At 60.8% G+C, this 23,833-nt stretch carries 22 protein-coding genes and 1 pseudogene; 7 read left to right on the forward strand and 16 right to left on the reverse strand.

The window, feature by feature from the left end:
• Positions 1–420 precede the first annotated feature (420 nt).
• The 4 genes from puuD to L901_RS05580 all read left to right on the forward strand — a co-directional run bounded on the left by puuD (position 421) and on the right by L901_RS05580 (position 5,226).
• Complete coding sequence (puuD, locus tag L901_RS05565; protein ID WP_059754258.1) at positions 421–1,683, forward strand: urate hydroxylase PuuD; 1,263 nt, start codon at positions 421–423, stop codon at positions 1,681–1,683.
• A complete protein-coding gene (guaD, locus tag L901_RS05570) occupies positions 1,680–2,990 on the forward strand; it encodes a guanine deaminase (protein WP_059754261.1) in 1,311 nt (436 codons plus the stop codon). The genes puuD and guaD overlap by 4 nt, the downstream gene beginning before the upstream one ends.
• A 303-nt stretch (positions 2,991–3,293) precedes the next feature.
• Positions 3,294–4,013: a sulfite exporter TauE/SafE family protein gene (locus L901_RS05575; RefSeq protein WP_082710484.1), complete on the forward strand. Its 720-nt coding sequence runs from the start codon at positions 3,294–3,296 to the stop codon at positions 4,011–4,013.
• 79 nt (positions 4,014–4,092) lie between these two features.
• Complete coding sequence (locus tag L901_RS05580; protein ID WP_059754267.1) at positions 4,093–5,226, forward strand: alpha-hydroxy acid oxidase; 1,134 nt, start codon at positions 4,093–4,095, stop codon at positions 5,224–5,226.
• A gap of 110 nt (positions 5,227–5,336) precedes the next feature.
• On the opposite strand, the gene L901_RS05585 is transcribed toward L901_RS05580, so the two are convergent.
• Positions 5,337–5,681, reverse strand: a complete 345-nt coding sequence (locus tag L901_RS05585; RefSeq protein ID WP_059754268.1) for a multidrug efflux SMR transporter — start codon at positions 5,679–5,681, stop codon at positions 5,337–5,339.
• A pseudogene (locus L901_RS05590) lies at positions 5,678–6,261 on the reverse strand (TetR/AcrR family transcriptional regulator). Before L901_RS05590 ends, L901_RS05585 begins: the two are co-directional and overlap by 4 nt.
• Before the next feature lie 189 nt (positions 6,262–6,450).
• Here L901_RS05590 and L901_RS05595 point away from each other — a divergent pair.
• A complete protein-coding gene (locus L901_RS05595) occupies positions 6,451–7,743 on the forward strand; it encodes a D-alanyl-D-alanine carboxypeptidase family protein (protein ID WP_059754271.1) in 1,293 nt (430 codons plus the stop codon).
• Between the two features lie 3 nt (positions 7,744–7,746).
• On the opposite strand, the gene L901_RS05600 is transcribed toward L901_RS05595, so the two are convergent.
• From L901_RS05600 to L901_RS05640, 9 genes are all read right to left on the reverse strand, one after another.
• Positions 7,747–8,490, reverse strand: coding sequence for a metallophosphoesterase (locus L901_RS05600; RefSeq protein WP_059754273.1), 744 nt, complete (start codon positions 8,488–8,490; stop codon positions 7,747–7,749).
• A gap of 5 nt (positions 8,491–8,495) precedes the next feature.
• Positions 8,496–8,852 carry a hydroxyisourate hydrolase gene (gene uraH / locus L901_RS05605; RefSeq protein ID WP_059754275.1) on the reverse strand — a complete coding sequence of 119 codons (357 nt, stop codon included), beginning with the start codon at positions 8,850–8,852 and terminating at the stop codon, positions 8,496–8,498.
• Positions 8,849–9,349 (reverse strand): ureidoglycolate lyase, encoded by a 501-nt coding sequence (locus tag L901_RS05610; RefSeq protein WP_059754279.1) that lies wholly within the window; start codon positions 9,347–9,349, stop codon positions 8,849–8,851. Before L901_RS05610 ends, uraH begins: the two co-directional genes overlap by 4 nt.
• 3 nt (positions 9,350–9,352) lie before the next feature.
• Entirely contained in the window at positions 9,353–9,715 is a 363-nt protein-coding gene (locus tag L901_RS05615; protein ID WP_059754283.1) for a DUF86 domain-containing protein, read from the reverse strand.
• Positions 9,712–10,005: a nucleotidyltransferase family protein gene (locus tag L901_RS05620; RefSeq protein WP_003509513.1), complete on the reverse strand. Its 294-nt coding sequence runs from the start codon at positions 10,003–10,005 to the stop codon at positions 9,712–9,714. The genes L901_RS05615 and L901_RS05620 overlap by 4 nt, the downstream gene beginning before the upstream one ends.
• A gap of 53 nt (positions 10,006–10,058) precedes the next feature.
• Positions 10,059–10,556, reverse strand: coding sequence for a 2-oxo-4-hydroxy-4-carboxy-5-ureidoimidazoline decarboxylase (uraD, locus tag L901_RS05625; protein ID WP_059754285.1), 498 nt, complete (start codon positions 10,554–10,556; stop codon positions 10,059–10,061).
• Positions 10,556–11,479 (reverse strand): allantoinase PuuE, encoded by a 924-nt coding sequence (puuE, locus tag L901_RS05630; protein ID WP_003524262.1) that lies wholly within the window; start codon positions 11,477–11,479, stop codon positions 10,556–10,558. Before puuE ends, uraD begins: the two co-directional genes overlap by 1 nt.
• A gap of 204 nt (positions 11,480–11,683) precedes the next feature.
• The gene (locus L901_RS05635; protein ID WP_003524263.1) at positions 11,684–12,391 is read right to left on the reverse strand and encodes a DUF1045 domain-containing protein; all 708 of its coding nucleotides are present in this window, start codon (positions 12,389–12,391) and stop codon (positions 11,684–11,686) included.
• 96 nt (positions 12,392–12,487) lie between these two features.
• Positions 12,488–13,696: an FAD-binding oxidoreductase gene (locus L901_RS05640; RefSeq protein WP_059754288.1), complete on the reverse strand. Its 1,209-nt coding sequence runs from the start codon at positions 13,694–13,696 to the stop codon at positions 12,488–12,490.
• Between L901_RS05640 and mnmD the strand changes: the two genes are divergently transcribed.
• Complete coding sequence (mnmD, locus tag L901_RS05645; RefSeq protein ID WP_059754290.1) at positions 13,695–14,459, forward strand: tRNA (5-methylaminomethyl-2-thiouridine)(34)-methyltransferase MnmD; 765 nt, start codon at positions 13,695–13,697, stop codon at positions 14,457–14,459. The two genes, L901_RS05640 and mnmD, sit on opposite strands and share 2 nt — an antisense overlap.
• An 82-nt stretch (positions 14,460–14,541) precedes the next feature.
• On the opposite strand, the gene L901_RS05650 is transcribed toward mnmD, so the two are convergent.
• A complete protein-coding gene (locus L901_RS05650; protein ID WP_059754293.1) occupies positions 14,542–18,216 on the reverse strand; it encodes a response regulator in 3,675 nt (1,224 codons plus the stop codon).
• 505 nt (positions 18,217–18,721) lie between these two features.
• On the opposite strand from L901_RS05650, the gene L901_RS05655 reads away from it, so the two are divergent.
• The gene (locus L901_RS05655) at positions 18,722–20,194 is read left to right on the forward strand and encodes a DEAD/DEAH box helicase (protein ID WP_035261393.1); all 1,473 of its coding nucleotides are present in this window, start codon (positions 18,722–18,724) and stop codon (positions 20,192–20,194) included.
• 234 nt (positions 20,195–20,428) lie between these two features.
• Here the strand turns inward: L901_RS05655 and L901_RS05660 are convergent, their stop codons facing one another.
• From L901_RS05660 to L901_RS05675, 4 genes are all read right to left on the reverse strand, one after another.
• The gene (locus tag L901_RS05660) at positions 20,429–21,337 is read right to left on the reverse strand and encodes a DMT family transporter (RefSeq protein WP_059754296.1); all 909 of its coding nucleotides are present in this window, start codon (positions 21,335–21,337) and stop codon (positions 20,429–20,431) included.
• A gap of 161 nt (positions 21,338–21,498) precedes the next feature.
• Positions 21,499–21,888, reverse strand: coding sequence for a DoxX family protein (locus L901_RS05665; protein ID WP_059754608.1), 390 nt, complete (start codon positions 21,886–21,888; stop codon positions 21,499–21,501).
• Positions 21,889–22,129: 241 nt separating this feature from the next.
• Positions 22,130–22,747, reverse strand: coding sequence for a L,D-transpeptidase (locus L901_RS05670; RefSeq protein ID WP_003520529.1), 618 nt, complete (start codon positions 22,745–22,747; stop codon positions 22,130–22,132).
• A 180-nt stretch (positions 22,748–22,927) separates the two neighbouring features.
• On the reverse strand, positions 22,928–23,824 hold the full coding sequence (locus L901_RS05675) for a DMT family transporter (RefSeq protein ID WP_059754299.1): 897 nt from the start codon (positions 23,822–23,824) through the stop codon (positions 22,928–22,930).
• Between the last annotated feature and the right edge of the window lie 9 nt (positions 23,825–23,833).

The following is a 23,833-nucleotide window of genomic DNA, read 5'->3' on the forward strand; positions in this document are numbered from 1 at the left end:
ACAACGGCACCGGGAACTGCGATACCTGCCCCCTGATCTGCCCCCACCCAGGGTTCGCAGCGCCCGCTTTCGGAAGAACCGCCAGCGAAACATGTCATGGAAGCCCTGCGCATCGGCGTAAAACCGGAATGGATTTCCGGCAAGGCGCCCCGCAGGACTTCGCAGCCTTATATTTTAGCACATCGGCAGACTGCACAAAGGATAATAGCTGAGTCGCGTTAGCCAGCTAAGCACAAACTATGCGACAGGAATGCGCGGCTGCAACTTTACCGGGCCAACCCACATACACGGGCGAACTGAAACGAGATTGAGGACACAAAGGCGTCAGATTGTGAACAATCACCTCCTGCCCTCTGCTTTTCCCTTTCCTAAAGGTCAAATTTCTCGCAAGGTGCGCTGCACAAGGATCAGGGGAACCGCATGTACGAATACGCCATTGCGTGGGAATGGATGGCCTTTGCCGTCCGCTGGCTCCACGTCATCACCGCCATCGCCTGGATCGGCTCATCCTTTTATTTCATCGCGCTCGATCTCGGGCTGGTCAAACGGCCGCATCTGCCGCCGGGGGCCTATGGCGAGGAATGGCAGGTGCATGGCGGCGGCTTTTACCACATCCAAAAATATCTGGTCGCGCCTGCCCAGATGCCCGAGCACCTGACATGGTTCAAATGGGAAAGCTACGTCACCTGGTTGTCCGGCTTCGCCATGCTCTGCATCGTTTATTATGGCGGCGCGGATCTCTTCCTCATCGACCATTCCGTGCTGGCGCTCACCCAGTTCCAAGCCATCTGTCTGTCGCTCGCTTCGCTTGCCATCGGCTGGCTGTTTTACGATTTCCTCTGCAAATCGCCGCTCGGCAACAATACCTGGGGCCTGATGATCGTGCTTTACGTCGCGCTGGTGGCGATGGCATGGGGTTATAGCCAAGTCTTCACCGGCCGCGCCGCCTTCCTGCATCTCGGCGCCTTTACCGCCACCATCATGTCGGCGAATGTGTTTTTCATCATCATCCCGAACCAGAAGATCGTCGTCGCAGACCTGATCGCCGGGCGCACGCCGGACCCGAAATATGGCCGCATCGCCAAGCAGCGCTCGCTGCACAACAACTACCTGACGCTGCCAGTCATCTTCTTCATGCTGTCGAACCATTATCCGCTGGCCTTTGCCACGCAGTTTAACTGGATCATCGCAGCGCTGGTCTTCCTGATGGGCGTCACCATTCGCCACTGGTTCAACACCACCCATGCCCGTAAGGGGAAACCCACATGGACCTGGCTGCTGACCGCCCTCATCTTCATCGTCATCATGTGGCTTTCCACCGTGCCGAAGGTGCTGACCGGCGAAGAAGAACAGAAGGCAGCGACGCTTTCGCCGATGCAGCAGCAATTCGTCGCCGACGCCCATTTCGCCAAGGCGCGCGATGTGGTTCAGGGCCGCTGTTCCATGTGCCATGCAGCCGAACCTGTGTGGGAAGGCGTGCCCTTCACGCCAAAATCCGTGAAGCTCGAAACCGACGAACAGATCGCCGCCCATGCGCGTGAAATCTATTTGCAAGCCGGGCGCAGCCATGCCATGCCTCCCGGCAACATCACCGCCATCACTCCGGATGAGCGCAAGCTGCTGACCGCATGGTACGAAAGCGCGGTTTCCGGGGCAGGAAAAGCCGAAGGAAATACTGAATGAGCATGGTTCTGCTGCGTGGCCGCCTGCTGAGCTTCCGCCGCGCGCCGCTCGCAATCGACGATACGCAAAGCTATCTCTATATCGAAGACGGTGGCCTGCTGATCGAAGACGGCCGGATCGCCGCCATCGGCGAATACGCCGATATCCGCAGACAAGCGCCCGAAGACATCGAGGAAAAGGACCACCGGCCCCATCTCATCGTGCCGGGCCTCATCGACATGCACCTGCATTTCCCGCAGATGCAGGTTATCGGCTCCTATGCCGCCAACCTGCTGGAATGGCTGAACACCTATACTTTCCCGGAAGAATGCCGTTTCGTCGAAAGCGCCCATGCTGAGCGCATCGCCACGCATTTCTACGACGAGCTTCTGCGCCACGGCACCACCACGGCCGCCGCCTATTGCTCCGTGCACAAGACCTCCGCCGACGCCTTCTTTGCTGAGGCCATGAAGCGCAACATGCTGATGGTGGGCGGCAAGGTGATGATGGACCGCAACGCTCCGCAGGGCCTGCTGGACACGCCGGAAACCTCCTATGACGAGACGCGCCAGGTGATCGCCGACTGGCACGGCAAGGGCCGCAACCACGTCGCCATCACCCCCCGCTTCGCCATCACCTCCACCCCGAAGCAGATGGAAGCCGCACAGGCGCTGGCGCAGGAATTTCCCGATCTCTTCATCCAGACGCATCTCTCGGAAAATCTCGACGAGATCAAATATACCTGCGAGCTTTACCCCGAAGCGACCGACTATACCGACATCTATGTGCGCTACGGACTGATGGGAAAAAAGACCCTGCTCGGCCACGCCATCCACCTCTCCGAGCGCGAGGCGGACGTGCTGTCGGAAACCGGCGCAGTCGCCGTGCATTGCCCCACCTCGAACTTGTTCATCGGCTCCGGCCTGTTCCCGATGAAAAAGCTGCAACGGCGCGAAAAGCCTGTTCGTATCGCGGTTGCGACCGATATCGGCGGTGGATCGAGCTACTCCATGCTGCGCACCATGGACGAGGCCTACAAGATCCAGCAATTGCTGGGCGAGCGCCTCAACCCGCTGGAAAGCTGGTATCTGATGACCCGCGGCAATGCCGAGGCCCTTTCCATGGTCGACCGCATCGGCACGCTGGAGGCCGGCACAGATGCCGACATCACGGTGCTGAATGCTTCCTCGACACCCGCCATGGCGCTGAAGATGGAAGTGGTGAACAGCCTGACGGAAGAACTCTTCCTGATGCTGACCATGGGCGACGACCGCACGGTGGTGGAAACCTATGTGGCCGGCAGGGCGATGAAGAGCACGCTTGCATAGTTCGGCTGCGGCCGAAACATTTGCTCATGGCCTCATGTATCAGTGGCCTATCAAATCGAGCGGGTGCCGCTTGTTTCTTCTCCCCGCCGGGGAGAAGTCCGCGGCAGCGGGATGAGGGGGCCAGCTCTCGATTTATCACCGACGTTGCCCCCTCATCCGACCCTTCGGGCCACCTTCTCCCCGGCGGGGAGAAGAAACCGTGTCGCACCCGCTCGCTTCAAATGACTGGCTGGCATCACCCGGCCGAAATGCGAATGACCTCTGGAGTGCCCGGTGCCGAACTTAGACACAACCACCCTGCTCATGATCCTCGCGACCTTCATCGTTGCCGGCATCGTCAAGGGCGTGACCGGCATGGGGCTGCCCACTGTCGCCATGGGCGTGCTCGGCCTCTTCATGCCCCCGGTCATTGCCGCAGGGCTGCTCATCCTGCCCTCCTTCATCACAAATATCTGGCAATTGCTGGCGGGGCCTGATTTTCGGGCCATCGTGAAGCGGCTGTGGCCGATGATGATCGCCATCGCGGTCGGCACACTCATCGGCATCCGGCTGATGACGGCGGGCACCGGCGTCTGGACCACCTCGGCACTCGGCCTGTGCCTTGCGGCTTACGCAGCCTACAGCCTGCTTGCCAGACCGGTCTCGATTCCGGCAAGGCTGGAACCAAAACTCTCTCCCGTCATGGGACTGATAACGGGCCTTTTGACCGGCGGCACCGGAATCTTCGTCGTGCCCGCCGTGCCCTATATCCAGTCGCTCGGTTTCAACCGCGACGATCTCGTGCAGGCGCTCGGCCTTTCCTTCACCGTTTCGACCGTTGCGCTTGCAGCCGGCCTTGCGTCTCAAGACGCCTTCCGCGTCGAGCATCTGTCGCTTTCGGCACTCGCCGTGCTGCCCGCGCTTCTCGGCATGTGGGTCGGCCAGAAGATCCGTAACATCGTCAGCCCGGCAACATTCCGGCGCTGGTTCCTCATCTGCCTGCTTTTATTGGGAGCCGAGCTATTTTTGCGGGCTTTCTGGTGATCACCCCCGTCGATTTTAATGTCGCAGCCGTCCCATTCATGTTATGTGAAGCCATCATTCAAATGTGAAGGCTTTATCCATGGGCAAAATCCTGACCATAGCGGACCTGAAGCAACAGGCTCAGCGCCGTGTGCCAAAAATGTTTTTCGACTACGCCGATAGCGGCGCATGGACGGAAGGCACCTACCGCGCCAATGAGGATGATTTTTCCAAGATAAAGCTGCGCCAGCGCGTGCTGGTGGATATGACCGACCGGTCGCTTGCCACCGAAATGGTCGGCGAGAAGGTTTCAATGCCGGTAGCCCTCTCCCCCACCGGACTGACCGGCATGCAACACGCCGATGGCGAAATGCTTGCCGCGAAAGCAGCCGAAGAATTCGGCGTGCCTTTCACGCTTTCCACCATGAGCATCTGCTCCATCGAGGATGTCGCTTCCGTGACCTCGAAACCCTTCTGGTTCCAGCTCTACGTGATGAAGGATCGGGACTTCGTCAATAATCTCATCGACCGGGCGAAGGCCGCCGGCTGCTCGGCGCTGGTGCTGACGCTCGACCTGCAAATTCTCGGCCAGCGCCACAAAGATTTGCGCAACGGCCTCTCCGCACCGCCGAAATTCACCCCGAAACATATCTGGCAGATGGCGACCCGGCCGAAATGGTGCATGGACATGGCCCGCACCAAGCGCCGCAGCTTCGGCAATATCGTCGGCCACGCCAAAAATGTCTCCGACCTCTCCTCGCTCTCCTCATGGACGGCGGAACAGTTCGATCCGCGCCTGTCGTGGAAGGATGTCGAATGGATCAAGGAACGCTGGGGCGGCAAGCTCATCCTCAAGGGCATCCTTGACGAGGAAGACGCCCGCGCCTCGCTCGATACCGGCGCCGATGCCATCATCGTCTCCAACCATGGCGGCCGCCAGCTCGACGGCGCGCATTCCTCGATCGCCATGCTGCCGAAGATCGTCGATGCCGTCGGCGACAGGGTCGAGGTGCACATGGATGGCGGCATCCGCTCCGGTCAGGATGTGCTGAAGGCCGTGGCGCTCGGCGCCAAAGGCACCTATATCGGCCGGCCCTTCCTCTATGGTCTCGGCGCCGATGGCAAACAGGGTGTGACGACGGCGCTGGAGATCATCCGCAAGGAAATGGATGTCAGCATGGCGCTTTGCGGCAAAAGGCTGATTACGGATGTGGACCGCAGCGTTCTGGCGTGATGGTGACGCTGTAGCAGGTGAGGTGATGCCTCAGAGCCGGCGTCTCGGAAAGTCCCGTACGCTGCCTCCCTCATCCCTGTGCCTGTCACAGGGATGAGGTGGAGAGGCCTTCAATGCCCCACCGTCTTCGAAAACACATTCACGATCACCACCCCCGTCACGATAAACCCGAGGCCGACAACGGCGGCGATATCCAGCGTCTGGCGGAACACGAAATAACCGATGCCGGAAATCAGCACGATGCCGAGCCCGCTCCAGATCGCATAGGCCACGCCGACCGGCAGCGCCCGCAGCGTGAACGACAGCAGATAAAAGGCCGCACCGTAAAACAGCGCCATCAGCACCGTCGGCAACAGCCGGGTGAACTGCTGCGACTGCTGCAGGAACGAGGTGGCGATGACCTCGCAGACAATGGCCGCGACGAGCGCCCCGTAGGTGAAGATTGCCGCGTTCATTGTTCCATTTCCTTTTTCGTCTGCGCGATCATCCGGGCTCTGAGAGCCGCCCTGTCGCCACCTGCCCTACCGTCATCAGCCAGAAGATCGGCAAACCAGATACCGTCAGCCGCTAGCCTTACGAGTTCCAATACCACCCCCTCATCCGTTTCCTTATGACGGATGAGACGTCCTTCGAACCAGCTGGTCCACATGCGCCTGAGCGACGGTTCACCGACCATCGACACCGATAACGCCGCCCATTGCCTGCCCGATTCCCGGTCTCGATCGGCGAAAACCGCGTTCACATAGGCCCTCGTGAAGCATCCGTAAGCTTCACAATCCTGTGAGATGAGCGCATCGATTTCCGCGTCCAGCGCCGAAAGAAGGTCCGCCATCACCCCTCCAGCAAAGCCTGCTTGGAAGCGAAATGATGAAACAACCCGCCCTTCGTCACCCCGGCGGCATCCGCCACCGCCTGCACGGAAAGTGCTGCAACACCCTGTTCGGCAGCGAGTTTCGCCGCGCAATCGAGAAGACTGCGGCGAACGATCTCAGGCTGCTTTTTCCGTTCATGTGCATTTTTCATGTTCCGTAACATACCGGACGGTTGGTTTCTTTGCAAGGAAATTGTGAGGGCTGCCGCCAGCTTGAAATTCATACTTAATTAAGCATGAAAGCGATCTCTAAAGTTTTAGCGGTTTTGTTGCCGGAAAGTGTCAGTAAAACTTCGCTCATCGCGGCGGCCGAACAAAAGGGGTGAATTATGTCGGGAACGATCAAACGGGGAATGGCGGGCGCATGGGTCTTCGCACTCGCCTTCTTTTGCGCGATCCTCTCATTGCAGGTATCGCCTGCCCAGGCCGGCTACGCCCATTTCATCATGGATGCCAATACCGGCAAGGTTCTGGCCGCCCGCAATGCCGATGTGCTGAACCACCCGGCCTCGCTCACCAAGATGATGACGCTTTACATGACCTTCGAGGCGCTGCATTCCGGCCGGCTTCGCTGGGACCAGAAGATAAAGATGTCCAAGAACGGTGCGGCCGTTATCCCCTCGAAGCTTTATGTGCGCCAGGGGCAAACCTTCACCGTGCGCGAGGCGGTCTACGGCATGATCGTCAAATCCGCCAACGACATGGCGGAAGGCATGGGCGATCATCTCGGCGGCTCCGAGGCAAGGTTCGCCGAGATGATGACCCGCAAGGCCCGCCAGCTCGGCATGACGAAAACGGTGTTCCGCAACGCTTCCGGCCTGCCCAGCAAATCGCAGGTGACGACGGCGCGCGACATGGCGAAACTCGGCCTGGCGCTGCAGCGCGACTTTCCCAAGGAATACGGCCTCTTCGCCATGAAATCCTTCAGCTTCCGGGGAAAACGCGTCCGCGGCCATAACAATCTGATGTATCGCTATCAGGGCATGGACGGCATCAAGACCGGTTATACCAATGCTTCCGGCTTCAACCTCGTCAGCGCCGTCAATCACAATGGCCGCCGCGTCGTCGGTGTCGTGCTGGGCGGCAAGACCGCGCGTAGCCGCGATGCGCAGATGGCCGCCCTTCTGGACAAGGCCGTGCCGCAGGCATCGAGAAGCCGCAACACCGAACAGCTCGTCGCCAGCGCCAATGTCAGCCGCACCTTTGCTGTGACGCCCGCAGCCGCGCCCACCGCTTCAGTACCCCCCGCCTCTGTACCATTGCCGATGTTCGCCGAACGCCGCCAGGATCCGGTCGCCATGCAGATCGCCACGGCGAATAACCAGATGGCCGACATGATGCAGGTTTCGGCCATCCCGCGGCCGGCCCCCGCTGCCGTCTCCGCCGGCCAGAGAAGCCGCTGGGAAGTGCAGATCGCCGCCACCGACAGCGAAGCCGCCGCCCGCACGCTGCTCGCCAATGCCCGCTCCAACATCGCCGGAAATTATGCCGGGATCGCTCCCTATACCGAAGCGGTGCAAAGCGGATCGGCAACCCTCTACCGCGCCCGTTTCACCGGCTTCGAAGACCAGTCTTCGGCGGTTTCCGCCTGCAAGGAACTGAAGGCGCAATCTTATTCCTGCGTGGTGATGACCAGCGAGGGGTGAGGATCAGCGCTTGAGCCAGCCGCCCGCCAGCGCATCGGAGAGACGAGGCATGCCGTTGACCTTCGCCATCTCGGCCATCGCCATATTGTCGTAACGGATGTTGCGGAAATAGACCTGCCAGCCGCGCCCGGTCTCTTCCAGCACGGCATAGGTGGCAAGCGGGTGGCCGGCCTCGACGTGATGGTCGAAAGGCGTGTCGTCCTTCCAGCCGGGGCAGCCGACGCTGCCGGGATTGACGATCAGCCGGCCGTCGGAAAGCTGCACGGTGCGGGGAATATGGGTATGGCCACACAGCATCAGCGGCTGCGTGATGCCTTCAGCCATGGCTTCGATTTCGGCCAGCGGCCGCAATTTCAGAACGCCTTCCGGCGACAGCGTTTCCAGCCAATATTCCAGATCGTCACGCGGCGAGCCATGGCAGCAATAGGCGACATCCTTGAACACCATGCTGAATGGCAGGGTTTGCAGCCAGTCCAGATGGGCGGCGCTCAGCTGCGCATACGCCGGCCTCTCCCAGCTCCCCATCTCCTCCGGCGCGCGGTCGATCAGTTCCCGATCATGATTGCCGCGAATGCTGGGAATCCAGTTGCTAACAAGCACATCGCCGGTAAACCCCGCTTCCAGCGGGCCGCTGAAACAATCGCCGAGATTGACGATGTCCTTGATACCAAGCCTCGCGATATCCTCCAGCACGGCTTCGAGCGCGGCGCAGTTTCCGTGAATATCGGCAATCGCGGCAAAGATCATGGCAATCAGCTTCCTCGATAGGTGGAATAGCTATAGGGCGAAAGCAGAAGCGGCACATGGTAGTGGCCGCTCTCATCGGCAATGCCGAAGCGGATCGGGATAATATCGAGAAAGGCCGGCTCCGGCAGCGCCACACCCTTGCCGCGCAGATAATCGCCGGCATGGAAAACCAGCTCGTATTGACCCACCTTGAAACTGTCGCCGGCGAGCAGAGGCCCGCCATCGACACGGCCGTCGCTATTGGTCTTCACCGTCTTCAGCTTCTCGCGGCGATCGCCGGAGAGCCGGTAGAGCTCGATCGTCAGCCCTTCAGCGGGCGTGCCCTGGGCGGCATCGAGGACATGGGTGGTCAAACCGGTCATGGCTTGGGCTCCGCGATCATATAGGGCTCATCGAAAAAATACTCTTCCAGATTGTTACCCGGCCCATCGCGGTCGGCAACCAGAAAATCCGAAACCGCCTGCAACGGCATCAGCGGATAATGCCAGACATTGCGGCGGTAATTCACGCCCTGATCGCCCTGCGCCAGAAACACCTGCGGCCGGCCGGGCCGGCCGCCATCGTCATCGGCGACGACCACGAGGAAAGGCCGGCCGGAAAGCGGCGAAAAACTCTGGCTGCCAAGCGGATGCCGCTCCATCATTTCGATTTGATGCGGAAAGGCGCGCGGCTGCCCGCGGAAAATATTGAGGATGACACGCGCACCCTCACCCGCCGCCTCCGGAGCTGCAAGCGCATGATGCCGCTCGGTCTGGCCGCCATTGATATGCCGCATGGAAGAGGGTGTCGTTTCGATCACATCACCGAAGGATCCGAAAGCCTCCTTTGTGAGAGGTTTTATGTCGAGAAAATCAGTCAAATGTCATTCACCTTGGGCATGCCAGTTTCGCAGAAGAGAGAGTTTGTCCAGAAGGTCCGGTATAGCCGTCTGTGTCGTATCCCAGACCGTTTCAAGATTGATGCTCATATAACCATGCGCGATCCTGTTCCGCATGCCGCGCATCTTGACCCACGGAATATCGGGAAAATCCGCCACGAAAGCGGGGAACTCTTCCATTATCCGCGCGGTCGTTTCGCCGATAATCAGAAGGTTCATCGCGACCGCCCGTTGGCGGACGAGATCAGCCAAAAATTCATCCTTCGTTTTCAGTCGAACGAAGTCGATGGTTTCCGAAGCAACTTGCCTGATATCTTGAAGATAAACGTGCAGCCGCTCGACGCTCATACAGGCTTCGCTTCCTGCAAAACCTTCACACGGACGCGCTCGGGAAAGTCCCCCGGCGTCAGCAGATGAATTTCTGTGCCGCGCATGATGGCCGATAGCTCTTCCAACAGGCCGCCCAGATCGAACAAGGTTGCCCCCGGCAGCGCATCCACCAGAATGTCGAGATCGCTGTCCGGCCGGTCCTCGCCGCGGGCGACGGAACCGAACACGCGCGGGTTTGCCGCGTTGAAGCGTTTCGTCGCTTCGCGGATCGCTTCCCTGTTCTTTTCCAGCACCTCGGAAGGTCTCATGGTATCAATCTCCAGACGGCGCGATTCTAGCAGAACGGCCACCACTCGCCAATTCAGCCTTCCGGCAGCATCGAGCAAAGGCGAAGCCAGGCGATCTTTTCCACCTGCGCCGTCGCCGTCTCAAATTCTTCGGCTGCACCGTTGCCGATGCGCGTCTCGAAGGCAGCTAGAATATCGTGCCTGTTCAGCCCCTTGACCGCGATGATGAAGGGAAAGCCGAATTTTTCGGTATAGGCGCCGTTCAATTCGGTAAAACGGGCGTGCTCTCCCGGGGTAAGACGGTCCAGCCCCGCACCGGCCTGTTCGTTACGGCTGTCAGCCGTCAACTCGCCCGCAATCGCCAGCTTGCCGGCAAGATCGGGATGCGCCCGCAATACGCCGAGCCTTTCCGCCTCGGAAGCGGCGCGAAACTGCGCGCTAAGCGCGGCGTGAACCGCCTTCGCCGTCAGTTCCAGGCCGGCTCCGCCGGCGTCATAGGCTCGCTCGGCGATGAAGGGCGAATGTTCGAACACGCCGCCGAAACGGCTGACAAAGTCCTCACGCGTCACCATCAAAGCACCTCCGGCTTATGATGTTCATGCCAGTGACGGGCGATCTCGATGCGCTGCGGAATCCACACTTTCTCGTGGCCGAGCACATATTCGATGAAACGGCGAAGGGCTGCGGCGCGGCCGGGACGGCCGACAAGACGGCAATGCAGGCCGACGCTCATCATCTTCGGCGCGCCCTCGACACCTTCCTGATAAAGCACGTCGAAAGCGTCCTTCAGATAGGTGAAGAACTGGTCGCCGGAATTGAAGCCCTGCGGCGTGGCGAAACGCATATCGTTGGTTTCGAGCGTATAGGGAATGATCAGGAAAGGCTCGTCCTTCGCACCCTTCACCCAATAGGGCAGATCGTCGGCATAGGAATCCGACGAATAGAGGAAACCGCCCTCTTCCATGACGAGGCGCAGCGTATTATCCGAAGGCTTGCCCTGATACATGCCGTAAGGACGCTCGCCGGTAACCTCCGTGTGCAGACGCACGGCTTCGACTATGTGCTTGCGCTCTTCCTCTTCGGAAAAATCCTTATATTCCAGCCAGCGATAACCGTGGCTGGCGATTTCCCAGCCCGCTTCCTTCATCGCCGCAACGGCTTCCGGGTTACGGGCCATGGCGGCGGTCACGCCATAAACGGTGGTGGTAACGCCAAGGCCGGTGAACATGCGCCACAGCCGCCAGAAACCGGCGCGCGAGCCATATTCATAGATCGATTCCATGTTCAGGTTGCGCTGGCCGGGCCAGGGCTGGGCGCCGACGATTTCCGACAGCAGCGATTCCGACGCCTTGTCATTGTCGAGAATGCAGCTCTCGCCGCCCTCCTCGTAATTGATGACGAATTGCACGGCGATGCGCGCGCCGCCCGGCCATTTCGGATCGGGAACATTGCGGCCATAGCCCACCAGATTGCGGGAGTAATTTTCGGAAATCATGCAGCCACCCAGAACATCTCTCCCAAGGCGGAAACCGATTTCGGGAGACATAAAACAGACCTCCGAAGCGCGATGACCCGGAAGGGGCGCAACACACGCTTCAGATATGCGATATCCGAACGGTAGCATCCGCATCCGGAATGTCGAGATCAATCTTGCCGACATTCCGATGCTTTTTTGTATACGATTGCGCCGACGTGCCCTTCAGGCGATCTTTCGGGCGGAAACGCGACCCATGGGGTGAAGCGAGTGTACCCGGAAAGGCGCGCCCGGCTCATCCTCGATGAAAAGCGCAAGGCTGGAAAATTGCAGGGATCGGGTGAGCAGCGGCTCGAAAACCTTGCGCACGGCCCGCTCTATCCTCTGGCTGCTGGAAGCTTCCACACCGCCGGTCAGCGACATCTGGAACCGGAACTCGTCCATCACATGCGGGCTGCCCCAGCGATGCAGATTGGTGAGCTGCGAGGCCGAAAGCCGGTCCGGATCCGCGCGCTCGATTTCCGCGTCGGAGAGCGGCGCCCGGTAACGGTCGAATTCCTGCACCACGCGGGCGGCAAAGAAATGCAGCACTTCGCAGGGGCGCTCGGGAACGAGGCTGAAGACATTCTCCTGCCTTGCCACCACCAGTTGCGGCAGTGTGAAGGGCTCCTGCCTGCCGGAAAAATACATCAGGTCGCGCAGAAGCGCGGCCTCGGAATGGCCCTCCGCAAGACGGAAGGGAGCCTTGATCGTGCCGTGGAAACCGTAACGGCGCGGCAGCGCCGTATGGTAGGAAATCTCCTGCATGCCGAGATCGATCATGCCCGGCGGCTCCACCGCCTGACCGGAATAGGCATCGCGCCCCAACCACGCGGCGGCCGCCTGCGTCAGGGGGTCATTGGGGGAAGGCGTGAAATGAATGGCGTATCGCATGCGCTGTCACCTCGCCGCAAAAGCGGACAAACCGGCCTCGTTGCAGGCCAGCAGATAAGTGATTTGCGTGACAGATTAACGACGTGGGCGGCCTGATCAGAACTTTCTAAAGTCCGCGACGGCAATACTCACGTGTTGTTGAAGGTGAAAGCCCGAGGGGATGACAGGCGTGTGACCGCACACAGTTTGCAACGCCGCATCGGCAAGAAAATGCGCAAGCCCGAAGCTGACCTTGAAGCCGCCGGTCAGCGCAACGAGCCTCGGATGGCCGGGGATCGTGCCCACCATCGGGTCCCTCCCCACCGCCTTCGGGCGCAGCCCCGCCCAGCGTTCCAGCACCGGCGCGCCGGCAAGCGAGGGAACAACGGCAGACGCGTCCGCCAGCAGTTTTTCGAGCTTTTCATCGGTACTGAAGGGATCGGAAAAACAATCTTCGCTGGTACTGCCGATCGCGACCGTGCCATCCTCATGCGGCACGATATAAAGACCGTTCAGGAACACGACCGGCATCGCCGGGTCAGCCGCCGCGTCAAGAAGTGCCGCCTGCCCCTTCACCGCCTGCCCCAGCGTCAGGCCGGCCTCCAGGCCGAGGGCGTCGCGGATCAGGGGGAAGGAACCATGGCCGTTGGCGACGATGACATGGCCGAAAGAAACCTCGTCGCCCGACGACAGCACCGCCCGCCCGGCGTCCGCGTCGAGCGAAATGACGCGGCAACCTTCCGCCAGCCGCACATGCCGCGCCTTGCCGAGAAAAGCCGAAAGAAGGGCGATCATCGCACGTGGCGAGACCCGCGCCGCCAGCGTATCGAACACGAAACCCGCCTCACCCGCCGCATCATCCACCCAGCCCGCGACCGAAGGGCTTTCGCCGACATGCCAATGGAACCGGCGCTCGCCCGACACCCAGTTCTCCAGCGCATCCCGTTCGTGCCGTTCGGCAATGGTGCGCAGATGCGGCTTCGGCAGCGGAATGATACGGCCGGAACGGCGATAGCCGGCGGAAAGCCCGGTTTCCGCCTCCAGCCCGGCAATCTCTTTTTCCAGCGCAACGAGGGCATCGAACTGGAACTGCTTCTTGTCCGACCAGCGGTCCGGCATATGCGGCATCAATGCGCCCAGCAGCCCGCCGCTGGCGCCGCCACCGGGGCGATCCGCCTCCACCAGCAACGTATCGATGCCGAGCCGTTCCGCCTTGACGGCGGCCCACAGCCCCATGATGCCGCCGCCGACGACGAGAAGCGGCACGGAGGCCGGCAATCTTGGAGATTGACCCTGTTCGAAAGCGGGATTATCGGCTTTAGCCATGAAACATTCCAACGAAAATATCACAGAGACCGGCGCAGCGGCCGGTTCACCGGCCGGGCAAGCCCCCACCGCGCTCGACTGGCGTGACGGGGATATGCCCTATTCACTGGCCTTTGACGACCATTTTTATTGCCAGACGGATGGCCGGCTGGAATGCGGCCATGTCTTCCTCTCCGGAAACGGCCTGCCAGAGCGTTGGCTCGAACGGGAGAGCGCCTTTCGCATCGGCGAACTGGGCTTCGGCACCGGGCTTAACCTCTGCGAAACATGGCGCCAGTGGAAAGAAATGCGCAACGGCCGCTCCAGGCTGCATTTCATCTCCTTCGAACTCTATCCAATGAAGGCGGAGGAAATCGACCGGGCGCTTTCCCGCTGGCCGGAAGTGGATGCCGAACGCAAGGCGCTCGCCGCCCTCTGGCCTGCCGAGCCGAAAGGACGGGTCGAAATCCAGCTCGATGACGAAACGCAGCTGACAGTGGTTTGCGGCGAAGCGCTCGCCGGCATTTCCGCAAGCGAGGAAAGTTTCGACGCCTGGTTTCTCGATGGCTTCGCACCCGCGCGCAATCCGGACATGTGGTCGCTGGAAATCATGCAGGCGCTTTTCGCAAAGACGGCGCCGGGCGGCACATTCGCCACCTATGCCGCCGCCGGCTTCGTTCGCCGCAACCTCATCGCCGCCGGTTTTGAGCTGGAGCGCCGGAAAGGTTTTGCCGGAAAGCGGGAAATGCTCTGCGGGACCAAAGCATTTTCAGCAAAACTGTGAAGCGGTTTTGCGTCTGAAAAAGCGTCATGGAAGATAGCGCTCCGGCTGAAGCAATTCGGAGACCCGCAGTCGCGGCGGATAGTCACACGCCCGGCACGTCGCGGCGCGGCATGTTTTCGCCCAGCCATTGCGCGATCTTGTCTTCGAGCGTTTCCGGGCTGATGGGCTTCGACAGATAATCATCCATGCCCGCCTCCAGGCATAGTTCCCGATCCGCCTCCTGCGTATGGGCGGTAACGCCGATGATCGGCACATGCCGGCCGTCGGCGGCGGTCTGTTCCGCGGCGCGGATGGCCTGCGTCGCCTGATGTCCGTTCATGACCGGCATCGAGACATCCATCAGGATGATGGCGGGATTGTTCTCCTGCCATGCCTGCACGGCTTTCTTGCCATTGCCGACGATCAAAAAGCGCAGACCCGCCTGCTGCAATATCTGGGTGAAGACAATCTGATTGACGTCATTGTCCTCGGCCACCAGCACATCGACAAGGCTCGGCCGGTGCCGCGCCGGCACCGGCGTCGATGCGGCATCGCGCTGCTTTCTTTCGGCGGAGCCTTTTTCCGGCCGGACGGCGCCATCACCGCGACCTGTTTCACGCGGGACCGGCGCTTGCCGGGCACGTTTCAACCGTACATCCCGCACCACGTCGAACAGGGTGGAGCGCAGGAGCCGCGCCCGCGCCGGCTTCATCAGATGCGCCTGCACATTGAGATCGGTGAACAGCGTCTCGTCGCCGACGACATCCATGGAGGTCAGGAAAACAATGGCGATGTCGTCAAAGCGCGCATCCGCCCGGATCCGCTCCACCACATCCAGCCCGTTCATCACAGGCATATGATAATCGAGAACGATGGCGTCGATGGAAAAACCGAGCGACGCCGCCTCCTCAAGCACGGCGATGCCGGAAGGCCCATCCTCCACCGCGTGGCCGTCTATGCCCCAACTGCGCAACTGCTCCGTCAGGATGCGGCGATTGACGTCGTTATCGTCGATGACGAGCACGCGGATATCGTCGATCGCCACGGAAAGAAGCGGGAGGTCGCGCTGTCTCTCGGTCACCTGAAACGGAATATTGACCTCGAAGGTCGATCCCCTGCCGACATCGCTGACGACCTTGATCGCGCCGTCGAACAGGCCGACGAGACCGACCGTGATCGCCAGCCCCAGCCCCGTTCCCTCGTGCCGGCGCGTGGCAGAACCGTCGACCTGGCTGAACTTGTCGAAGATGGTTTCGAGCTTGTCGGCCGGAATGCCGATGCCGCTGTCTTCGACGCGCAGCGACAGGATAGCCTCGGAAGCTTCCGCCGAACGCGCCGAAAGCTCGACCAGCACATGCCCCATTTCGGTGAACTTGACGGCGTTTCCAACGATATTGGTAACGATCTGGCGAAAGCGACCAGCATCGCCGATGACCTTGCCGAAGACGGAAGCATCGATCCGGACGATCAGCTCTATGTCCTTTTCAAGCGCCGCCGAAGACAGCAGAGACACCACATCCTCGACCGCCTCCGCCGGATCGAAGGGCACGCTGCGCAGCCTCATCTGCCCGGCCTCGATCTTCGAGAAATCGAGAATGTCGTTGATGATCGTCAGAAGCGCATTGCCGGATTTGACGATGATATCGGTGAAGGTCTTCTGGCGCGTATCGAGATTGGACTTGGCCAGAAGCTCCGCCATGCCGAGAACGCCGTTCATCGGCGTGCGGATTTCATGGCTCATATTGGCGAGGAATTCCGATTTGGCCCGATCCGCCGCTTCCGCACGCGATAGCAGCCGCTGCAATTCCTCTTCACGCAGCTTCATCTCGGTCACATCGGTGACTATGATGAGCCAGTAATTGCCGGAACTGTTGGTGGCCTCCAGATTGAGCCAGCTTTTGCCGGCGACATGGATGAGCCAGGAAAACGGTCGGTTGGCGGCGATATTCTCCCTCCATGCGCGCAGCGTCTCCGCAGCCTCCCCCGCCGTGCCGAAATCGCCGCGCCCGGCGCAATGGGCGAAGAACCCCGACCAGTTGCAGCCCTTTTCCAGAAGATGCGGCGGCACGTCGAACATGCGCGCCATCGCCTCGTTGGACATGATGATGGTGCCCTGCTCGACCAGCACCAGCCCCTGCGCCATGGCGCGCGTGGCGCCCTGCATATATTCGCCGACCCGCTCCAGTTCGGCCTTCGCCTTGCTGATCTCAACATCGCGCATGCGCACATCGGTGACATCGGCATAGGTGCTGAGGATTTTCCCGCCTTCGAGCCGGGTTTTCGAAATGACCGTGACCTTGCCGCTTTTGCTGCGCACCTCGCGGGGCGCAAAGACCTCCTCCTTCAGAAGCCGCTGCACCCGCTCGCCATAGACCTCATCGAAAGGCCTGTCGCCATAGTCATAAAGGCCGCTGTCGAAATTCATCTCCATGAATTCGCGATAACTTTTGCCGACAAGCGACTTCTCGCCGCCGATCTCGCCCCAGACCTCATAGAAGAACGGATTGACATATTCGATGACGAGATCGGCGCTGAGCAGCAGCACGCCCACCGGCAGGGCATGGAGAACCGCTTCGAGCTGGCGGTGCAGCGCCTCAGCCTCGGCCTGCGCGGCGATCAGCGCCTTTTCCCGGTCCTGCAGCAGGCTGGCATCGGTGACCGAGCCCACCAGATAATAGTCGTCATCCGGCGTCGCGACCCGGCCGAGCCTTGTGATGACGGGAATGGCGCCGCCATCCGAAAGCGGAACGCTTCCGGTCTTTTCAATGGCTTCACCGGTTTGCAGAATATGCTCGTTTTCCCGCTGGAACTGCGGGCCTTCCTCCGGAAACATCTCGCATTCGGTCTTGCCGATATGGTCGGCGAGGCTGCCGCCCAGAAATTTCTCATAGGCCGCATTGGCAAAGGTCAGCCGCCTGTCCTGATCTCTCAGGAACACGCCGACCGGCAATTGCTCAAGCGCGGCGCGCAGAAGCCAGGTCTCGCGGATCTGCGTGCTCAGAAGCGTCTCATGCGCCTTGAACTCGGTGACATCCACCCGCAGCCCCACCAGCATGCCGTTTTCCAGCCGCTTGTTGACCATGCGCACCCAGCGGCCATCGGCAAACTGCTCCACCCTTTCGAGATAGGGCAGTGAAAAATCCCGTAGCTGCTCCTGCATCCACCCTTCGAACGCCGGATCGCCGTCCTTCGCATCGTGGTAACCGCTCGAAAAATAAATCGCCCTCATCAGCGTCTCGAGCGGAACGCCGGCCTTCAGGTCGACACCGAGCGCGCTGTAGAATTCCCTGAAGCGAGTATTACAGTAGACCAGCCGGTTTTCGCGGTCATAGATCACGATACCCGCATCGACGAGATCGATCACGCCGCTGCCGAACAGCAGGTCCGAAGCGCTGTCGGCTTGCGGAAAAACCTCCACGGTGGCGGACGGCATGTCCTCGAACGCTTCGAACAGGAACAGATTGCCGTCGTCACCGGTGAAACGTTCGCAGCGAAGCGTGTATGGCCCGGACGCGCCCCCACCATGGCAGGCAATCATCTCATCCGTGGCGAAGACCAGCGAACGGCGCTCCCTGTCCTCACGCTCGGCATCGCGAATATCGGCGGAAAGGGAAAGGCTGGTGTGTCCTTTGAATGCCCCGGACGGACGCCCCATGATCCGGGCATAGGCGGAATTGACCGCGATATAGCGAAGTTCGCTGTCCTTGATGCACGCGGGCAGGTCCAGGGCGGCCACGGCCCTGCAAGCCTTTTCCAGCAACCCGCAGCCTTCGGTCAATCGATACTCCACACCTTGCAGTCCATTCCTGTCGAATCAAATATTTCCGGACGCCGTCGCAAAAAACGTTATGTGAGAAAATCGATCTTTGCTATGTATCCGAGCGTGCCGTTACCCTTTTTTAACCATAATTCTTCGCTGGCACCCACGCCGTCCCGGCAATCGCCGGCTACCGGTGCGCATGGCTGCCATGCACCCTCCGGCGGCGGCGTTACAAAACTATCGCTTGACTTTGACGCACAAAACGCCCACATGGCCCTCAAGCTTTCACCTTCGGCAGCCGCGTGAGCTGCAGCGTATGACCGGAAAGACGTCCTTAAAAAGGAATCTGGCCCGCATGAAGGAAAAGCGCAGAGAATACAGAAGACGGCATGTGCCGCACTGATGCGCAGAAAGTTATTCCAACCCACAAGTTCCCAATTCACGCGGGGTTCTTGACGCCGAAACCGCCGGACAGCAGCCCTGTTCCGGACGATTGGTTTTTGGCGCCCCGAAAGGCATTATATTGACCAGTTTTAGCGAACTCGGCCTCTCCGAAAAGATCGTGGCCAGCGTTACCCAGCTTGGCTATACGACCCCTACTCCCATTCAGGCAAAGGCCATTCCGCTGCTGCTCGAAGGCCGTGACCTGATCGGCCTCGCACAGACCGGCACCGGCAAGACCGCCGCTTTCGGCCTGCCCATCATCGAAATGCTGATGAAGCAGGCGGACCGCCCGGCAAACCGCACCTGCCGCACCCTCATCCTCGCCCCCACCCGCGAGCTGGTGAACCAGATCGGTGAAAACCTGCGCTCCTTCGTGAAGAAGACGCCGCTGCGCATCAACCAGGTGGTTGGCGGCGCATCGATCAACAAGCAGCAGCTCCAGCTCGAAAAGGGCACGGACATTCTCGTGGCGACCCCCGGCCGCCTGCTGGACCTCATCGCCCGCAACGCCATCTCGCTCTCCAAGGTCACCTATCTGGTGCTCGATGAAGCGGACCAGATGCTCGATCTCGGCTTCATCCACGATCTGCGCAAGATTTCGAAGATGGTGCCGGCCAAGCGCCAGACGCTGCTCTTCTCGGCCACCATGCCGAAGGCGATCGCCGATCTCGCCCACAGCTACCTGACCGATCCGCTCAAGGTGGAAGTGACCCCGCCCGGCAAGGCAGCCGACAAGGTGGAACAATATGTTCACTTCGTCGCCGGCAAGAACGACAAGACCGAGCTTCTGAAGAAGTCGCTCAACGAAAACCCGGATGGCCGCGCCATCGTGTTCCTGCGCACCAAGCACGGCGCCGAGAAGCTTTACAAGCATCTCGAACATATCGGCTTCAAGGTCGCCTCCATCCACGGCAACAAGAGCCAGGGCCAGCGCGAGCGCGCTCTCAAGGGCTTCAAGGACGGCGAGATCAAGGTGCTGGTGGCAACCGACGTCGCTGCCCGCGGCATCGACATTCCGGCCGTCACCCACGTCTTCAACTATGATCTGCCGGAAGTGCCCGACGCCTATGTTCACCGCATCGGCCGTACCGCCCGCGCCGGTCGCGACGGCATCGCCATTGCGTTTTGCGCCCCGGACGAAACCCGCCTGCTGCACGACATCGAAAAGCTGATGAAGATCGATATTCCGGTCGCCTCCGGCGAACGCCCGGCTGGTCTTGCCAGCCCGACGCGCCCCAACAACAACCGCGGCGGCCGCAACAACAATGGCGGCCATCAGCGTGGTCCCCGCGAAGGCGGCCGTCACAACGGCGAATCCCGCCCGTCGCGCCACCATGCTCCGCGCGACGCGGACAACGATCTGGAAGTCACCTCCGACTTCAAGCGCGTCAAGCAGGCTGAAGGCGACGCAGGCCGCCCGGCCGGCCCGCGCAAGCACCGTCGCCCGGCCCGCAAGCCCGGCGGCAGCGGCGCCAACCGCCACGCCCCTGCGGGCGGCAACGGCCAGGAAAAGCGCGCTTCCGGCAACGGCCATCGCGGCCGCAACCGCTAAGTTGCTCTGAGTGGATTGAGGACGCCCGGCATTGCCGGGCGTTTCTTCTCCCCGCCGGGGAGAAGGTGGCCCGAAGGGTCGGATGAGGGGGCAACGTTGCCGTATCTCACCACCCTTGCCCCCTCATCCCGCTGCCGCGACCTTCTCCCCGGCGGGGAGAAGAAACAAGCGGCACGCACTCGCCAATAATCAAGCCCCGCAGCCACAGCCGGCCAGCGGGGCTTTGCTTTCCCCTCACCCGCCCTGTGCGACCGCACGACGCCGTGACGGCAGGGTCATGGCCAGCACGCCGGCAATGACGCAGACGAGCCCCACCCACATTGCAGGTGTCGGCATTTCTCCCAGAAACGCCATGCCGATGGCGACGCCGACCGGCACCCTGAGATAGGCCTGCGACGTGGTGCCGACGGAGCCCAGCGTCTGCATCAGCCTGAAATAGATCATGAAGGCGAGCGCGGTCGAAAAGACGCTGAGGCACAGGAGCGCCGTCAGTGACGCCGCCGAAGGCGACAGCGTCCAGGGCCGGTCGACGATAAGGCTCACGGGCAACAGGAAAACAGCGCCGCAGATAAGCGAGCCGGCGGCCGGCATGATCGGATCGAGCCCTTTGAAATTTTTACTGAAAATGGCCGCGCAGGCATAGGAAAAAGCCGCCGTCAGCACGGCGAGCTGGCTCCATATCGCCTCTCCCGCGCCGCTCAGCGCTTCGACGCCGATAATGAGGCACACACCCGTCATGCCGGCAATGGTGCCGAACAGCTTGCGCCCGCTGACCGGCTCGTGCCGGATCACAAGCGCGGTGAGAAGAAAGGTGAAGATCGGCGTCGTTGCATTGAGAATGACGGCAAGACCGGCATCGATGCTTTGTTCCGCCCAGGCGATCAGCGTGAAGGGCAGAACGCTGTTGATGCAGGCCTGAATGAAGAACAGCCGCCACGTCGCCAAATCCGTCGGCAGGCGCAGCCCGCGCAGCCGGATCACCGCAAAGAGCAGCAGACCGGCGATCAGCGTTCTCGATGCGATGAAGGTGATCGGCGGTATCGTCTCCACCCCGATCTTGATGAAAGTATAGGATGCGGCCCACAGCGTGGACAGCAGGGCGAGAAACAGCAATTCGCGGGCGATGGGGTTCTGGGAGGTCACGGATCGATTTTCCAACTACGTTCAGGATGACCCGTTCTTAACCCGAAAACAAGCATCTATGCTTCGGCCACGGCCGAAGTTTCAATCATTCTCTAAAAAAAGCTCCGCACGGCGTGACCATGCGGAGCTTCGGCAAAAGAGATCGATGACGGGTCGGGCAATCAGGCCCGGCGCTCATCCACCGAGAAGGCGCCCGGACCGGCAACGAACAGATAGAGGAAGATGAAGCAGAACAGGATGGCGGCGTCGCCACCGTTCAGGGCCGGGAAGAAATTGCTCGGCGCATGCGCCATGAAATAGGCGACCGCCATCTGGCCGGACAGGATGAAGGCGACGGGTCGTGTGAACAGGCCGATCAGCACGAGAATGCCGCCGACGAATTCCAGCAGTGCGGCTACAAGCATCAGGGTCGGCAGCGAGCCTTCCATCTGCGATGCCGGAAAGCCGAACAGCTTCTGCGTTCCATGCGCCATGAAAAGCAGCGCCGTCATGATGCGCAGCGCCCCGAGTGCCTGCGGGCGATAGCGGGAGAGAGAGTTGAAAGTTGCCATGTTCATGTGTCCCCGTTGAAGTGGTGCCGCGCTCGATACAGTGCATTTAACCCTTTATGGATACACGTCTCGAACACCGGAAATCACGTTTCCGATATAGCAGAACTCCCTTAAATACAGAAAGGGAGGCATTCTACACATGGTTGATTTTCAAGCATAAAATTGACCGTCTGCCGAAAAAATCAACTCAAGGATACAGGCATTTTCTGGCGTGGCAAAGGCGGAAAAATCCGCCTCTTCCTCACGCCTGCAAGACGACGACCTTCGAACCGACCGGCACGCGGCTGTAAAGATCGATGATGTCGTGGTTCAGCATGCGGATGCAGCCGCTCGACATGGCGTGGCCGATGGATTGCGGCTGGTTGGTGCCGTGCAGACGGAACATGGTGTCGTTGCCGCCGCGATAGAGATAGAGCGCGCGGGCGCCGAGCGGATTGTTCGGGCCGCCCGCCATGCCGCCGGCGAATTTCAGATTGCGCGGATCGCGGCGCATCATGTTCGCGGTCGGCGTCCAGGACGGCCATTCCGCCTTGCGGCCGATATAGGCATCGCCCTTCAGCGCAAGACCCTGCCGGCCGACACCGACGCCGTAACGCATGGCGCGACCATCGCCCATAACGTAATAAAGCCGCCGCGCCGGCGTATCCACCACAACCGTTCCGGCCGGGTGCCTGGTATCGTAGGTAACTTCCTGCCGGCGGAGTTCCGGCTTGACCTTGTCGAGATGCATGGCGGGAAGCGGGAATTTCTCCTCCGGCTTTGCCGCATAATTCAGCCTCTGCTGGCCGATGCCGGTATTCGCGCAGCCGGCCAGAAACAGCGGCAATCCGAACAGAACACCACGACGTGAAATAGACATGTAACCCCCGCCAAATCTTTGGATTAACGAGAGGTATAATTTTATGGTTAACAAACCCCTAATATGAGGTTGTGGTAATTAGAGCATTTCCAGGAAAAGTGGAGCCCGGTTTTCCGTCCGGAAATGCGGCAAAACAAGGAGTTAGAGCGCTTTCGCTACGCGACGAAAAGCGAAAACGCTCTAACGTGCGACAACCGCTGCGGCAGGTCTGCGATTGGCGAGATAAACCCCCGTCACCGCCAGAACGGTGCCGGCAATCATGGCAGGTGTCAGCGTTTCGCCGAAAAGCAGTGCTGCTTCCACGGCCGCAAGCGGCGGCACGAGATAGATCAGCGAGGCGGCCCGCGAGACCTGCCCGCGCCGGATGAGATAAAGAAGCAACGCCACGGCGCCGATGGAGATCGCACCCACCGACCAGGCGAGCGTGGCGGCAAGGCCGAGGCTCCAGTCCACATGCCCATCCTCCAGCAGAAGCGCGAAGGGCACGGTGACCAGCAGCGCACCGACATATTGCAGCGTGGCCACCGCCATGATGTTTCCGCTATGGACATATTTCTTCTGGTAGAGCGTGCCATAGGTAACCGAAGTCATGCCCAGCACATTCACCGCCACGGCATAAAGCGGCACCGACAGGCCGACAGCACCGGTGGCCATGACCTTCGGCAGCACGGCAATGGCGATGCCGGCAAAGCCGATGAGCAGGCCGGCGCGCTGCAAGGGCGAGATCCTTTCGCCGATCATGTAGCGGGCGGCCACCGCCGTCATCAGCGGCTGCAGACCGGCGATGATGCCGCCGATCGCCGCCGGCACGCCCTGCCCTATCGCCCACCAGATCATGCCGAGATAAAGACCGTGCAGGAAAACGCCGGACAGGATCGCCCGGAAGAGATCGGCACGCCGCTCAGGCCACTGAATGGAGGAAAAGCGGCAGATCGCCCACAGCAGTGCGCCCGCCAGCAGATAGCGCAGACAGAGAAAGGTCAGCGGTCCGGTATAATAGACCGCATATCTGGCGGTGACCCAGCCGGTCGACCAGAGAAAGACGAAGATGGCCGGAGCCAGACGGTCGAGCGACATGGGAACATC

Source organism: Agrobacterium sp. D14 (assembly GCF_001526505.1).
Taxonomy (GTDB): Bacteria; Pseudomonadota; Alphaproteobacteria; order Rhizobiales; family Rhizobiaceae; genus Agrobacterium; species Agrobacterium leguminum.